The 15,398-nt window shown below is 56.0% G+C and carries 12 protein-coding genes; 3 read left to right on the top strand and 9 right to left on the bottom strand.

Annotated elements, in window-relative coordinates; translation table 11 throughout:
- Positions 1-71: 71 nt before the first annotated feature.
- From GGR28_RS15850 to GGR28_RS15840, 3 genes are all read right to left on the bottom strand, one after another.
- Positions 72-695, bottom strand: coding sequence for a toxin-antitoxin system YwqK family antitoxin (locus GGR28_RS15850; protein WP_183496805.1), 624 nt, complete (start codon positions 693-695; stop codon positions 72-74).
- Between the two features lie 85 nt (positions 696-780).
- Entirely contained in the window at positions 781-1,674 is an 894-nt protein-coding gene (locus GGR28_RS19385; protein WP_319936740.1) for a YHYH protein, read from the bottom strand.
- 322 nt (positions 1,675-1,996) lie between these two features.
- The gene (locus GGR28_RS15840) at positions 1,997-2,869 is read right to left on the bottom strand and encodes an aminoglycoside 6-adenylyltransferase (RefSeq protein ID WP_262890791.1); all 873 of its coding nucleotides are present in this window, start codon (positions 2,867-2,869) and stop codon (positions 1,997-1,999) included.
- Between the two features lie 364 nt (positions 2,870-3,233).
- Here GGR28_RS15840 and GGR28_RS15835 point away from each other — a divergent pair, with 364 nt between their 5' ends.
- Positions 3,234-3,917 carry a porin family protein gene (locus GGR28_RS15835; RefSeq protein WP_183496803.1) on the top strand — a complete coding sequence of 228 codons (684 nt, stop codon included), beginning with the start codon at positions 3,234-3,236 and terminating at the stop codon, positions 3,915-3,917.
- A gap of 74 nt (positions 3,918-3,991) precedes the next feature.
- Here GGR28_RS15835 and GGR28_RS15830 read toward each other — a convergent pair whose 3' ends face one another.
- Positions 3,992-4,432 carry an Hsp20/alpha crystallin family protein gene (locus GGR28_RS15830; protein ID WP_183496802.1) on the bottom strand — a complete coding sequence of 147 codons (441 nt, stop codon included), beginning with the start codon at positions 4,430-4,432 and terminating at the stop codon, positions 3,992-3,994.
- A gap of 576 nt (positions 4,433-5,008) precedes the next feature.
- Here GGR28_RS15830 and GGR28_RS15825 point away from each other — a divergent pair.
- Positions 5,009-6,898 (top strand): AAA domain-containing protein, encoded by a 1,890-nt coding sequence (locus tag GGR28_RS15825; RefSeq protein ID WP_183496801.1) that lies wholly within the window; start codon positions 5,009-5,011, stop codon positions 6,896-6,898.
- 6 nt (positions 6,899-6,904) lie between these two features.
- Here GGR28_RS15825 and GGR28_RS15820 read toward each other — a convergent pair whose 3' ends face one another.
- Together GGR28_RS15820 and GGR28_RS15815 are read right to left on the bottom strand one after the other, a co-directional pair.
- On the bottom strand, positions 6,905-7,414 hold the full coding sequence (locus GGR28_RS15820) for a DUF3124 domain-containing protein (protein WP_183496800.1): 510 nt from the start codon (positions 7,412-7,414) through the stop codon (positions 6,905-6,907).
- A 319-nt stretch (positions 7,415-7,733) separates the two neighbouring features.
- Positions 7,734-10,226 (bottom strand): PAS domain-containing hybrid sensor histidine kinase/response regulator, encoded by a 2,493-nt coding sequence (locus tag GGR28_RS15815; RefSeq protein ID WP_183496799.1) that lies wholly within the window; start codon positions 10,224-10,226, stop codon positions 7,734-7,736.
- A 398-nt stretch (positions 10,227-10,624) separates the two neighbouring features.
- Here GGR28_RS15815 and GGR28_RS15810 point away from each other — a divergent pair, with 398 nt between their 5' ends.
- On the top strand, positions 10,625-11,119 hold the full coding sequence (locus GGR28_RS15810; RefSeq protein WP_183496798.1) for an FKBP-type peptidyl-prolyl cis-trans isomerase: 495 nt from the start codon (positions 10,625-10,627) through the stop codon (positions 11,117-11,119).
- Between the two features lie 21 nt (positions 11,120-11,140).
- Here the strand turns inward: GGR28_RS15810 and GGR28_RS15805 are convergent, their stop codons facing one another.
- The 3 genes from GGR28_RS15805 to GGR28_RS15795 form a co-directional block, all read right to left on the bottom strand.
- Positions 11,141-12,661 (bottom strand): sulfatase family protein, encoded by a 1,521-nt coding sequence (locus GGR28_RS15805; RefSeq protein ID WP_183496797.1) that lies wholly within the window; start codon positions 12,659-12,661, stop codon positions 11,141-11,143.
- Between the two features lie 85 nt (positions 12,662-12,746).
- Positions 12,747-13,061 (bottom strand): L-rhamnose mutarotase, encoded by a 315-nt coding sequence (gene rhaM / locus GGR28_RS15800; protein ID WP_183496796.1) that lies wholly within the window; start codon positions 13,059-13,061, stop codon positions 12,747-12,749.
- 719 nt (positions 13,062-13,780) lie between these two features.
- Positions 13,781-14,692 (bottom strand): Ppx/GppA phosphatase family protein, encoded by a 912-nt coding sequence (locus tag GGR28_RS15795; protein WP_183496795.1) that lies wholly within the window; start codon positions 14,690-14,692, stop codon positions 13,781-13,783.
- Positions 14,693-15,398: the final 706 nt, after the last annotated feature.

The raw sequence follows: 15,398 nt of genomic DNA, 5'->3' as shown, positions 1-15,398 counted from the left end.
AACCGCCCCGGCTCAGCTCACCGCCCAATAGCGCAGCGGCAATGCTTCGAATTTGCTGTAATAAAACAAGGCTACTTCGTAAAGGTCAAGTTTCCATCCTCCAAGCCATAACAGAGCGACGCTTTCTTCAAACCAAACACCCGGCCGTCCTTCGCTTCGTAGTTGGCGTATAAGTCGCCGTTTGGCCTGAATGCCTGTTGGATGCCCGCTTCCTTCCCCATATTCAGGTTCAGTTTTTTGTACAGCTCACCCGTCGGATACCACTGCCGCTGTTCTCCGTGCGGCCTTCCCGCACGGTAGTGCAGGTGGGCAATTAACACATGCTGTGCGTCTGGAGACCACGTTTGTTTCTCCCCATGAAGTTTTCCTTCCTGGTAGTTTGCTACTTCCTGGAGGTGCCCGTCAGCGTACCACCGGATGGCCTGATTCTGTTTTTTACCAGCCCGGATGCCTATTTTTTCTTTCAGCGTGCTGTCCTGATGAAAGCTGACAATGTAACCCGAGTAGGGTTGATCCTTCAGGGTCCATAGCGAAGCCTTGTTGTCGTAGGTCAGCAGGGATCGGTCAACCGATATATTCGGTATTTCTACCGAAGTAGCGGTCAACGTTGGGGTAGGGGGAACTTTCGTTTCCTTCTCTGCACAACTTGTGAGCAACATGTTCAGCAACAGTACGATTTGGGTAAGGCACTTCATTTGGTGTAGGTAAGAGAGGAATCACCGGGATCTAGCTAATTGCAGATTCCGATGATTCCTTCCGTGTAGAAAATTGGGTTTGGGATCAGAAAATACCGTTTGGCGTTCCCTGCAGATCTACTCCGAAGAGGACGATCAGGGTGCCCAGGTAATATTCATTGATGATGTGGTAGTGGTAGAATGCTTCCCCCTCGCTGTGTTGGGTCGAAGAGGTATGGCCTCCCGATACATCCAGATTCGTTGGGTGGTCCCCCGTCGAATTACACTTTCTTCCGTAGATCAAAAAGCCATCCGACATGATCCCAATCAGTTTCTCATCGTCGTGAGACAGCATCGTATTTTCGGGGACGTCCGAAGCCTCTACGTGGTAGTGGTACCCCGACGGGCCATTATGCGCCCCTGCATAATCGAACGTTTCGGCAGTTTGCTCTTCCAGGGGGCGGTTCGGTCCTTCCGTATCGTTGAAAATCGGGGCACCCGACACGGCGATACCGATAGGTCCTAATCCCGTAGCCGTACTCGAAGCAGCCAATTCCGGTGCAGTAGGAACGGTGAGGGTGTAACTGCGATCGCCGCCGATGCGACCGGGCGTGAGCGCTTCGGCGACGACGGGTTCGATGTACAGGGGGCTGGTCTCCTCCCAGTAGGGTGAGGTATGGTTAGGGAGGCCGTTCGATTCAAGGGTGATTTCGGCACCGTCGAAGGAGACCGTGACCGCAGCGGAATTAAAGTCGTCAAACGCGGACACGGGAGTGCTGGTACCCCCGGTGTCATTGGGGTCGGAGTCGTCCGCCACGTAGCCATCCGGTTGCTCGCAGGCAGATAGGGTGACATCTGCGTTGCCTAATCCGTCGCCATCGGCGTCTTCGTACCAGGTGATTTCGATGCAAAGTTCGTCGTCGTCTTCACTGCAGGAGGTGAAGAGGAGCGCGGGTAGTCCGAGGAGGACGGCAAGGAGGGGAAAAATGGATCTTATCACGAGCAGGTCTTTTGGGTTAGTTTTCCTATAGACCGGCGGGTGGGTGGAATCCTTTGGTAGGGATGTAATTTTTCCTGCCTGGTGGGAAATTTCGTGGCAGATTACGTGGTGACCTACTTTAAGTCGCGTGGCTGTTGTGACGGCGCGTCACGGGGAGTGCAACGCTAATACCCTGTGAAATTGACAGCTTAAACTTTAAAAAAAGCGTCCGTTCAGTACTATTTTAGTTGAAAAATAAGTTTATAGGATTGAAGGGGATGTAGATGTGCCGCGCACTCCTGTAAGGTTGGAAAAGCGTAACCAGTCTTGCGCCCACGCGACATCAAAAATGTTTCGATATATCTTCAAAGTTATCCTCAAGGTACATATTAACGGCATCTATCTCCGCCTGAGCATAATTATGACCCAATTGCTTCGCTACCTCCTTTTCAATTCGCTCGAACTGATCGGTCATCGCGTTCAGACTTTCCCAGATACTTCGCTGACTGAGTAGTGGATAGGTGTTGCATAGACTCTTCCACTCAAGCTCGTTTAGGTAGTGTTTTAAGAATCTATACTCGCTACCGAGATTAATAGCATAGTTAAACTCATATCCTACCTTCCACGACAGCATAAGTAGCAGCATGTCCCGTAGTGGCCGTTCTAATTTGCGTTTAGCATAGAGCAATTCGGACCTCAATAACCCCTTAACGACGTAAGTGCTCACCCACCAGAATTCGTTACAGCAATCGCTAAATTCCCCTTGGGTAGGCTGGGTAACCAGAAAATTGCTTGCTTTAAAATCAATAGCACCTTTCACAACGCCCTTTTTATCGATGATCAGTTCAGCCGAAGTGTCCACACATGAGCCTAAATAATCTAATTCCACCAGCGTCAGATCAATTCTCACGTAATCCGCAAATAGCATCAAGCAGGCAAATCTGGTGGTCTTCTCCTCGCCTGTATTGCTTCCTTTTGGGATCACCATCACATCCGGGGTCTGACTCAAAATAGGGTCCCCGAATGCCTTGATCCATTGGGCATCGTCAGTAAATTCTTCAATATCGTTTACCACATAGATAACATCGTAATCTTGATACTGATCTCCTGGAATGCTTTTGTCAGCCCTTGATCCGACCAATAAACCGGCAATTATGCGATCATCGTTCTTAGCAATTGTGGTTATCAAACTAAGTATTTCGTGCGCTGGCCTCATGGGTTAATTAACTAGGACTATTTAGGAAAGAATTTGCTTCCCGGACGGCCTTTAATGGCGGCCTGTTGCCCAACAATAAAACCAATACACACCACATCGTGTGCATTCGCTGACTTGCATACAATGCCCAACCGCACAACACAGGACAGCCCGAACGCGAATAATAACCCCCACTAACGACTCCCACATCCCACCCCCGTGCGGTATAGGTGAGGGTAAGGTGGCCACGATTTTCGGAGTGGCAACCATTGCGGGAAGCATAAGCAAGGAAAGAAACCCCTTAACCAAACCCTAACCATCCCCTTAACCTATCCTTTGCGTCAGCCGCGGTGCTGCCTTCGTTTAGAGGAGCAAACTGACTACCATGAAAACCCATCTGCTGCTCTTCTTCGCCCTCCTCGTTTCCGGAATCGCCACCGCCCAGACCACCTTCGGGGTGAGGGCGGGATTCGGAAAGACGTCGCTCCGCTCGGGAAATACCTTTGACGCCATTACCGATCGCACGGTTGGGGTAGGGGTGCCCTCCTTCGGCTTCTTTGCGGAGTTGCCGGTGACCGATTACATCAGCCTGCGCCCCGGACTCGAACTCACCAAGCGCGGCACCGGCGTAGCCCTGACGGACGAGGTGGAACTGGCCGGCGTAAAGCTGCCCCTCGGCGCCTTCGCCAAGACCCGCTTCAGCTACCTGGAAGCCCCGCTGCTCGTGCAGTTCAACCTGCCAACGGAAAGCGCCATCCAGCCCTACGCCATTCTCGGTCCCAGTGTTGGTTACGCCACCGGAGGAAAGGTGACCACCTCCGCGAAGGCTATTATTGAGCTTAATCTGTACTCCACGGACATCGATCTAGACGCCATCAACTACCAACGCTTCAACCTTGCCGTCATCGGCGGCATGGGGGCAAGGGCGCGGGTCGGGCAGCACAACGCACTGTTTCTCGAAGCCCGTTACGCTTATGACCTCAGCCAGCCCTACGACGTGCCGGTAATCAAGGACAAGGTCGGATTCCAGGGATGGAACATCGGGGCGGGAATGAGTTTTGCGCTTTAGAATCACAATGCCCGACATAGAAACGGCGGACTTCCGAAAGGAAGTCCGCCGTTGTTGCGTCAGTAATAGATCGTTTAGGCAACCTCGATCTGCCGGGCCGGCTTTTCCTTGGCCTCTTCCCGCTTCGGGATGACCAGGCGAAGGATGCCGTCTTCGTAAGTAGCCTGGATTCGGGCGTCGTCCACTACCTGGTTGTTCAGGTTGAAGGAACGCTGGAACGACTGGTAGCTGAACTCGCGGCGGGTGTACTTGCCGTTTTCGTCCTGCTCCTCGTTTTCGTTGCGCATTTCGCTGCGGATGGTCAGGGTATTGTTGTCGATTTGGATGTCGAAGTTGTCCTTCTTCATGCCGGGGGCGGCCATTTCGACGACGAATTCGTCACCCGTTTCCTTTACGTTGACCGAGGGAAGGGTGGTGGTTCCACTGCTGAAGTTTCGGTTGCGCCAGTCGAAGAGGTTGTTCCAGTCATCGTCCAGAAATCTGGAGACGGAGGGAAGCAAACTAGAGTTTCTCATGAGTCTAAGATTTAGGTTATGAAATGGAATGTCGCCCTACCTTTTGCAAATGGCATGCAAAACGGTGCTGGCTTGTCAAATTGACATTTTAAAACTCAAAATTGACAGCGTGGTGTCAAAATGTACGTTCCAACGAGTATTGCTCTTAATCTGATTTCCGTTGCACCCGCGCGCCGCCGCCCCCCCCCGGCTTATCGCAGCCCCTACCGTACGTGGCATTTTTTGATTTTTATGCGGGAACGCGGGAGCAAGCTGGATTTGGGGGAGCAAATTCATCAGGAGGAGGCTTTCTAAGCCGACCCTGCACCGCCCCGCCTACCAGGGTCGCCCTAGAAGGGCTCATCCTTGTATGATCCAAAGGTTGAGGCTTTCTAAGCCGACCCTGTACCACCCGTCTACCAGGGTCGCCCTAGAAGGGCTCAACCTTGTATGATCCCAAGGTTGAGGCTTTCTAAGCCGACCCTGCACCGCCCCGCCTACCAGGGTCGCCCTAGAAAGGCTCATCCTTACAAATTACAGCTCCCGCGCCCCGCCGCCCACAAAACAATTTCCTACGCCGCGCGATTCTCTGCACGCATGACCGACCAACAGCGCGCCGAACTCACTCAGCTCCGATCCCTCATCGACCTCGAACGGCAGGAAGAACGCCGCCTGCACCTGGAGATTATTCAGGCGATGCCCCTGGTGCAACGGGTGGAAAAGGGCTACTGCTGGTATAACCTGCAGGTCACGAAGAGTGATTACGGACTGGCCGGCCGGCCCTTCGTGGTCGTGACCCGGGAGGGAGAGGAGGCCCACCAGTTCCGGGCCGGCACTTCCGTCAACCTGTTCACTACCCAGCCCGACGCCCGCTCCCCCCAGCGCGCCGGCGTGATCCAGTACGTAAAGAAGGACCGGATGAAGATCATCCTCGGCGGCGAGGACCACCCGACTTGGCTGCAGCGGGGCGGCATCGGCGTCGACCTGATGTTCGACGAGCGCACCTACGTGGAGATGGACAAGGCCATCCAGCGACTCGAAACTGCCCGCGGCGACCGCACCGCCGAACTGCGCGACGTGATCATGGGCGTCCGCCCCGCCGAACACCAACCCGTAGCCGAGGAAGCCGTGGCCCACCTTACGGAGCTCAACGATAGCCAGCGGGAGGCGGTGCGGGAAATCATGGGTGCCAGTCACCTGAGCCTCATCCACGGACCCCCGGGTACCGGCAAGACCACCACCCTCGTCGCCGCCGTGGGGGAACTGGTCAAAACCGAATCCACCATCCTCTTCTGCGCGCCCAGCAACAGCGCCGCCGACCTGGTCACCCTCCGCATGGCCGAACGCGGCATCCGCGTGGTACGCACCGGCAACATCAGCCGGGTGGAGGAAGATGTCATGAGCCACACCCTCGAAGTGCAGGTAGCGCGCCACCCCGACACGAAGCAGGTCAAAAAACTCCGCAAGGAGGCCGCCGAACTGCGCAAGAAGGCCGGTCGGCTCCGCGGCCGCGAAAAAGGCATGACCTACGGGGAGGCCGGTCGCCTGAACAGTTGGGCCACCCAGCTGGAAGATCACCTGCTCAGTCACCTGCTCGATGCGGCCGACGTGATCGTCTGCACCCTCGTCGGCGCGGCCAGCTCGATCCTCGGCGATCGCACCTTTAAAACGTGCATCATCGACGAGGCGGCCCAGGCCCTGGAACCCGCCAGCTGGATTCCCATCAGCCGCAGCAACCGGGTGGTGCTGGCGGGCGACCCCTACCAACTGCCGCCGACCGTAAAGAGCAAGGACGCCGAACGCGGCGGCTTCGGCACCACCCTGCTCGAAAAGGCCCTGGAACGCCACGGCCGCAACGCCCTGCTCGAAGTACAGTACCGCATGAACGAGCGCATCATGGGCTTTAGTAACGACTACTTCTACGGCGGGAGACTACGGGCCGGGCCCGGCATCGCCCATCGCACCCTGCCGGGCGTCAGCCTGTCCGATAGCGTAGTGTTCGTCGATACGGCCGGCACCGGCTTCGAGGAAAAGTTACACCCGCAGTTCAAAAGCCGCTACAACGATGGCGAACTCGATCTCCTCGTGGAACACTTGCTGCTGCTACAGGGCAGCATCCCGCCCGAGTATCCCCTGCCGCGGATCGCGGTGATCAGTCCGTACCGCGAACAGGTCGTGCGGGCCGAAGAGCGCATCGAAGAAGTGCCGGCGCTGGCCAAGCTGGACATTACGATCAATACCATCGACGGCTTCCAGGGCCGCGAGCGGGAGGTGGTCTACCTCAGCCTGGTCCGCTCCAACGTCCGCTCCGAGATCGGATTTTTATCCGACTACCGCCGCATGAACGTGGCCCTCACCCGCGCCAAGGTGCAACTGGTCGTGATCGGCGACAGCGCCACCATCGGCAACGATCCCTTTTTTGCCGGCTTCCTGGAATACGTGGAGCGGGCGGGTGCCTACCAAACGGCCTGGGAGTATATGGTGTAGGCGACTTTAGTTTACTGCCACGCCGGTCGTCGTGAACGAGAGCCCCTGTTGTCCGGAAGTAGAGATCATCACGGCTTCGAAGAGGGGCGGATTGGCGGTGGGCGGGGCCGCCCACTCGAAGAGAAAATTGGCCCCCGTACCGCCCTCTTTGTCCCTCTCGTCGATCACGATCTCGACGGTTTCCATGGGGGCGATGTAGATGTGCCGGTTGAAGTAAGTACGTATGAGGTGGCCTGTAGTATTGAAGTACTCCGCCTGGTCGACGTAGACGGTGTCGGTCCGATTGGTGTTGCGAATGCTCACCATGACGGTCAGGCTATGGGTTTTGTGCTCAGTGAGGCTGTACACGGAGGAATAAACGGAGAGATAAGTGGTGCCAGTGGCTAAAGAGTCCGCCGGGTTTGTCGGTACCGTTCGGCTCTGCCAGTTTACCGGATCCAGCGAACTGAAGGATTGGGAGTCCTCACACCCGGATATCAGGGCGCAGAGAGCGAGTAAAAGGAGTAATTGTCTCATACGTGATGGTGTTCCCCTCTCAAATGTACGCTTCCCCCCACGAGTGCCGCCGTTGTACGATGATTCCGCGAGTTAAGACAGGGCACCCAGGGCGGCCGAGCCTTTAATCGCATTTGTGCCTAAAATCCATCCGTTCGCAGCTATTATAGGTCCATTCGGGGTAAAAATGCTGGTTGTAACTTGTAAATGCTTAGCTTGAAGTTCATCCTCTAGATTAGCAGTTCCGTCAGTCAGGCGATCGACGTACACACACTTTGAACAACACTTATTTATCTGGTCGTTCTGATTGGCGGACTGTTTTATTCAGGGGGACAACAGGTTACTGAACAAAGGATAAGGCCTGTAATTTTTCCCGAAGGCCTTCCGCATCGATGGGCTTAGAGAGGTAGTCGTCCATCCCCGCATCCAGGCAACGCTCCCGGTCTCCTGCGAGGGCATACGCCGTCATGGCAATGATCGGAGTAGGGTGTTTTTCGGTAGCCTGCTCGTGAATGCGAATCTGCCGGGTGGCCTGCAATCCATTCATTTCGGGCATCTGGACGTCCATCAAAATCGCGAGATAGTCCCCCGATTGTGCCTTTTCGACTGCCTGAAGTCCGTTCCGGGCGATGTCGTAGCTGTAACCAAAAATCTTGAGGTAGCGGGCCGCGATCAGGGCGTTCGGTTCAAAATCTTCCACGAGCAGCACCTTCTTCTGTTCGTTTACGGGAGCCTGTACGTGCGTTTGGCTGGTTACGTCGGAGCCCTGTTCCAGGGTGCCGACTTTGCTGTACGGGAGCTGCACCGTCACCGTGAAGGTAGATCCCTCACCCAGGACGCTCTCAACGGTAATGTTACCGTCCATCATCTCCACGAGCCGTTTCGTAATGGCCAACCCCAGTCCCGTCCCGCCAAATTTTCTGTCGATGCTACTATCTGCCTGGGTAAAACTGCGGAAAATCGCCGACAGCTGCCGTTCGTCGATCCCGATCCCGGTATCCGAAACCGCGATACTGACGTCGACGAAGCCGTCCTGAGCGGCAGGTGAACAGGACAACTGGATCGCTACCGTGCCCTCCTGGGTAAATTTTAGGGCATTGCTGCATAAGTTCAAAATCACCTGCCGCAGGCGGGTAGGATCGCCCAGCAGCACATCGTGGTTGGTGCATTCGCCCGATGCCCGAAAGCGGAGCCCGTTCTGGGCCGCGCGTACCGACATCATATCGCTAATCTCCTGCATCAACCGGGTGATGCTGAAGGGCACCCGTTCGAGCTCGATGTTCTGCGTTTCGATCTTGGAGATGTCGAGCAGGTCGTTGATCAGGTCGAGGAGTGCATCGGCGGAATTCTGGAGGGTCTGCACCATTTCCAGCTGAGTGTCGCTCAGGTTCTCATACTTGGCCATGATGTTGGCGACGCCGACGACCACGTTCATCGGTGTACGCATCTCGTGGCTCATATTGGCCAGGAATTCGGATTTAGACCGGTTCGCTGCCTCGGCTTCGTTGCGCGCCTGAATGAGTTGCTGTTGTGCGAGGCGTTTGCTTACCATGTTACGCTCCCGTTCGATTACGGTAGCCGCAGTCCGGGAAATTATTTCAGTCAGCTGTAAAAGGTCATTTGTCGGGCTCGTCGGTTTAGCATGGTAGAGGGCAAAGGTGCCGAGCACTTCGCCGGTGGAGGAAAGCAGGGGAGTGGACATGCACGCCCGCAGGTCGTTACGTTTTGCCAGCCGTCTGGCCCGCTGCCAGTTGGGGTCTGTTTCGATGTCGTGGGCGACGTAGCTCTTGCCGGACCAGGCGGCCATTCCGCATGAACCCATTCCGGGTCCGATCGGCATTCCGTTGATGGCCGCGTTGTACTCCGGCGGCAGGCGCGGTGCGGCGCCCACCGTTAAGTGCTGGCGGTCCTCGGTCATTAGCATGATGGAGGTTTTTGCGCCGCTCGCGGTGTTCTCGTCCATCGTGAGGATCAGTCGTTCCAGGATTTGTGTCAACGGTTCGCCACGGACAGACATTTCCAAGGCTTCCTTCTGGCCTTCGGCCACGGACCACAATCTCCGGGTTTGGGTGATGTCAGTTGCCGCGCAGTAGACCATCTTATCGGCTACCTCCATCCGGGTGTGCCAGCTCAGCCACCGGTAGCTGCCGTCTTTACACAGGTAGCGATTTTCGGTATTGAGGCGGGTAGTTCCCGCCATCAGGGTGCGCTGGGCTCCCAGCGACATCGCGACGTCATCGGGATGAATGAAATCAAGCCATGGCCGACTCGTCATTTCCTCCTGAGTCCAACCCAACACCGCCTCACAGGCGGGGTTGATCTCTTTAAAATAGCCGTCAAGACCCACCTTAACCAACACGTCGGATGCCACATCAAAAAAGCGATTACGGTCGATTTCCGCCGCGATCTGGTTGGTCACCTCCGCTACCTGGTGCAGAATGAAACGGATCGTGCCGTCTGGATTGAAAACGGGAATATTGGCGGGCTGCCAGTACTTTTCCTCGAAGCCGCCGCCCTCTTCCGCCGGCCGGGGCACGGCGTACCGCTGGATGTCCATTTCATGGATTTCCCGGTGTTCCAGTACGTGCAGTAGCGATGCCGTCCACTTTTCTACCCCGTCGGCGGTGGGATCGTCAGGGTTATCGGGAAACGCTTCAAACACGCCGCGTCCTATCAGGGTTTCTTCCTTCGACAGGGTAGCATCGGTGAACGATTGGTTGGCCTTGAGAATCGTGAACTTAGGGGCATCAGGTTTTAGGAGCAAGCACGAACTGGTGGTTGCGTCGAAAACAGCTTCATAAAGTCCGGGAACCGGCTGATCTACGATCTTCATGACATTGGGTTGAAGTTTGAAACGACACAAATGGCGATCGGATCGAAAACTTCCTGGTTTTTTTACTTGCTGTTTGTGCCCGTTTAGGGTCGATCGGACAAAATCAGAACGATCTGGTTAAGGCTCCCTATAATTATTCAGACCCAACTTCCTGCACCGTCGGGGTGGCGGTGCAGGCAGGCGAATCAGTACCTTACTGCGCAAAAGGGCTTTTGCGCGATTGTGTTCGCAGGTAACGGGTTCTATTTCAAATTCGTGGGATGCCCTTGCTTGAATTTTATCCGCAACCTGTCCCGAAGCCAATTGGGCGGGAAGACGACCTAAGCAACGGTGGTGCGACGATTTGGATTGCCCACCCGGATTGTGTTGTAGCTTTGCGGCCCTTAATTCGTACCCCTATGCGTTTTCGATTTCCTGTTCTCTTGCTGGTGCTCGTTGGCTTACTCAGTGGCTGCAGCAAAGACGATGAAATAACTACCCCGACCGTCTGCGAAGAAGGCTTAACCTCAGTCGCTGTATTTGCCGCTTCGGACACCCTCACCTACACCGAATTGGATGATACGGGCATGCTGTACCACATCACCGACCCGGGCACGGCCGAGCGCCCGACCCTACAGAGTACGGTGACGGCCCACTACCGGGGATTCGTAACCAACGGCCGGGTCTTCGACCAGACGACCCCGAGCACCGGACCCGTGGATTTTCCACTCTCCGGGGTCATTCAGGGCTGGCAGCTCGGCGTACCCTTGATCGGTAAGGGGGGCAAGATCAGGCTCCTGATTCCTGCTTCCCTGGGATACGGCAGCACGGGAAGTTGTCGAATGGGCGTTTGCACTATCTGCCCGGATTCCGACCTGGTTTTCGATATTGAGTTGGTTGACTTTACGAACTAAATTATCGCGGACCGCAACCTCTCACATCGCTGACAAGCGGTCCAGTATTTTTGTCTGAAACTCACTGATTACCGAAGCAACTTCCGGCTGTCCGTACAGATCCGTCCACTCCGCCGGGTCCTCTACCAGATTGTAAAATTCACCGGTGATGATGTTGTCGGCAGTGTAATCGGCGGCATCTTCCTGCCGCTCAAACACCAGGATCAGTTTGTGCTCCCTGGTCCGCCACATAAAGGCTGCTTCCCCCTCCCGTTCGTGGAGTGCCGCAAAGCTGCCTTCCCGGGCGGGCGGAGCGAGCAGGTTCACGCCCGGCAGTTCCTCATCCTCCTGAATGTTGGCCGCTACGAGCAAGGTTGGTAGGATATCGACCAGGTCGACCGCACGATGATCCACCGTCCCCGGCTCGAACCCATCGGGCAGGGCACTACCCGACAAGATCACCGGCACCCGTACGCTCGCTTCGTACAGCGAGTACTTATTAAAGCGGTAGTAGTGCTCGCCCAGCGACTCGCCGTGATCGGAGGTGTACACCACGATGGCGTTGTCGAGTAGGCCCTTTTTCCTCAGCTCGGCCAGGGTGCGGCCCATCATATCGTCGATCCAGGTCACGTTAGCGTAGTAGCGCATGGTCATGAGCTGCCATTCTTCCGGACCGGCAGTTTTCCAGTAATCAACGTACATATCGCGGCGATTCACGCCGGCTGCGTGGGGGGAGTAGTCTTCCGTCCAGTGCGGTTGTTGGGCGTAGGTGATGTTATCGAGGTCGTAACGGTCTTCGTACCCGGCCGGCGGATTGTGCCCTGCGTGGGGCTTCATGTACGACAGGTACAAAAACAGGGGCCGCTCATCCTCCCGCTCCCGGATGTAGTCGATGGCCCGGGCGTTGATCCAGCCGTCGCGGTGATCCGTCTCCGGTAGCTTACTGGTGAAGCCCAGGTAACCCAGGTTGTTCTCTTCACCGGGACCCATTACCGCAATTTCAGCGTCGTACCGGGCTTTGGCTGCTGGATTCATCTCTGCCATATTCCGGCCACCCTCCTCCGGAATTTCAGAGGTGTAGCGCGTCTCAAAACCCCGGGTGCCCGTCCGGTATTTTCCCCAGTGCGTCTTCCCGAAACCGGCCGTCTCGTAGCCCGCATCGCGGAAGTATTCAGCCATGGTTCTGCCGGGTGCGTCCTCGTCCCTTAGTCCGTCGCCGTTCCGAAACACGCCCGTCTGACTGGGGTACATCCCGAACATGATCGAGTTGCGACTCGGCACACACATCGGCGCCTGACAAACGGCCTGGTCGTACAGAATGCCGTGGTCCATCAGGCTATCCAGCGTAGGTGTGATCACCTGCGGATTTAGGTTCCCGATCGCATCCCAGCGGTGCTGATCGTCCATGATAAATATCACATTCGGGCGCGCGCCCTCAATCCTTCCCTCCCTCAACTCCTCGTTCCCTTCTCCCTTCATTCCCTCATTCCCCCCAGAAGAGGCGGGGCCGCAGGAGCAAAGAACAACTGCAAGAAGCAGGCAAATAGGGAGGTAGTTCAACATGGATTGGGACGGATTAAATTTCACGAATTTTTGCTGATTTTACAGATGTAGAAGGCGGGTGAAATTTTTCGTGCGTTACGTCGCTTTAAACGAGATAAAACACCTCCCGCAGTTCCTCACTCACCGGACTTGCATCCTGGTTGGTGTGCATTACGTCTTGCATGTGTTTCCACCAGCGGCGGCAGACTTCCGTATCTGCAATGGCCGTCCACCGTTCTTCCGATTCCACTTCACAGTAAGCGAATAGGGCGGAGGTGTCCGCATCGTACCAGATCGAATAGTTGCTCACGCCGTGGTGCTTTAGCACCTGCGACAGTTCCGGCCAGATGGGGTGGTGACGTTGCGCATATTCTTCCACGCGGTCGGGAAAGACCTTCATTTTAAATGCCTTACGGATCATCGGGAGAGGAGTTTGTCGCAGTACACGCCCTCGCTGCCCCTGGTTGCTGCTGCGTCGAACATTGGCGGCAACCGGGCCGGGGCGGGTACGCAGGTGCAGGGCAAGGCCAGTAAGGCAAACAGTTTTCGCATGTGGTCAACAATTGAGTCCTCAAACTAGCGCGTGTGTTTGAGGCAACCATCCTGTACCATCGGGTTTGCGGCCGAGTTTGGGGATCGGTAAGGAGCGGCGGTGATGGATGATGGGTTCGGCGATATCCAGGAGCTGCTCGCCGAGATATGCCACGAACCGTCCTGGTTCCCGGCATCTTGCCGGGGTCGCTGTGGGTTGAGACTTGGTATCCATGATAGCCGCGGCAGGATGCCACGAACCGTTACCGCGGCTAGAAGCCACGAACCGATACCGCGGCAGGTTGGTTCCCGGCATCTTGCCGGGGTCGCTGTGGGTTAAGACTTGGTATCCATGATAGCCGCGGCTAGAAGCCACGAACCGTTACCGCAGCTAGAAGCCACGAACAGAATTTCCAACGCTCGACAGCAATCTGACCGACAAGCACCTGGCGCACGACATCAAAGCTTCGCGCTACCTCTAATCCAGCTCTGGCATTCTGGGTATTCGCCGATGGCTGCCGGCGGTTCCGTCGTGGAGGTAGCACAGCCGAGTAGAAGTACAGGAAGTAGGTAGAATAGCTTAAACATCGCGGGTTTATAGGGTTGCCATTAGAAGGTAGACAGATATTCCAGCTCGTGAATATCGCGTTTGGAGGTGCGTTCGTAGAGCTCGTAAACGATGCCGTCCTTGAGCCCGACGCGGGGTACCAGGATAGTGTCCGCCCCGGCCGCTTCCAGTACGCGGATGTAGATCTCGGAAGCCGGCACGATCACGTCGGCCCGGTCGGGATTAAGCTTGAGGATCGACATTCGCTGCTTGACGGTAAAGGTCTTCACGTAGGCCCGGATGGCCCTGAGCTCGACCAGCGACATACTGGTTTTGCCGGTACGGTTGGAGAGCTTGAACAGCCGGTTAATATTGCCCCCGGTGCCGATGCCGACCGCGCTCCCCTTCATCTGCCGGCGGTGGGTTTTGATCCAGTCTGTCATCTCCGCGAAGGCGTGTGTTCGCTCGTCGGTAGAGAGCTTGCGGACCGATCCGATGCGGAAGGACTTGCCGGCGACCACCTTCGCCCCGTCGTAGATGTTGATCTCGGTGCTCCCACCACCCACGTCCACGTGTACTGCAGGACCCTCATTCAGGAAAGGAATGATTGCTTTATTCAGAATGCGGGCTTCCTCGTCGCCGGAAATGATCTGAATGTTTACCCCGGTAGTCCCGAGCACGGCATCGCGCAGCTCTCGTCCATTACCGGCCTCCCGCATCGCGGAGGTGGCGACGGCAAACTGCCCGTCCACCTCGTAGAGCTCGATGAACAGCCGAAAGGTTTGCATGAGTTTGGAGAACTTGGCCGCCGTCGGGGCGGTAATGGTCCCTTTATTGAACACATCCCGCCCCAGCCGCAGCGGGAACCGCAGGTACTCCACGCTCTTAAAGCTGATGAGTTCCGTCTCGTCGTAAACCTGTACGATCTGTAACCGAATGGCGTTGGAGCCGATGTCAATAGCCGCTAGTTTCAAGGGGGAAGGGTATGAGAGGTGGATGAAATAGGGAGTAAATGTTGCCGTAAGCTAAAGTTGACTGCTCCGCAAGAAAAGCCACTCGTTCGGACCGAGCCCGGGCGCGCAGGCGACCAGGCAAAGGGTCAGGACGATGAACGCAGCGGGAAGGGGATCAGAAAGGTAAAGCAATAGCATAAGTGCTTATGGGCAGCTGCCGCACGTAAACTACAGGGAAAACCGGCCCACCCACATCCTGGTCTGTCCTGCACGCTGCCAGAGAAAAGCTTCATGTATAATCCCAAAATCATCAGCCAAAATAAAGATCACATTGGTGAAGATGTCCACAGAACTACCTTCCGCAGCCAGCGCGGAACATCCCGTGGCAAACGCGAGCAGAGCCAGTAATCCCTTAACGCATAAAGGCAACCGCGGAGCAAATGGTAGGTGGCACATCCTGAAAACTGTGAATGGTAAATTGAATAAAGCTCGGCGTGCAACGCCTCGTCCTACAAATCCGTGCAAATCCGCGAAATCCGTGGTGAACTTGTGTTGCGCAGCAACCCTATCCCGGACCATTGGCCACTCAACCTTACGCCTCTAATCCGCGAAACAATCTGCGCCCTCCGCGTAATCTGTTTACTATTGTCTACGCAAGTCCTGCATGGACTTTTTTGTCATACGTAACGTCTTTCTTCAGGCACGTGTACAGGACCCGGATCATCTT

The organism is Neolewinella aquimaris, from assembly GCF_014197245.1.
GTDB classification, from domain to species: Bacteria; Bacteroidota; Bacteroidia; order Chitinophagales; family Saprospiraceae; genus Neolewinella; species Neolewinella aquimaris.
This window is presented reverse-complemented; position numbering and strand designations above follow the sequence as displayed.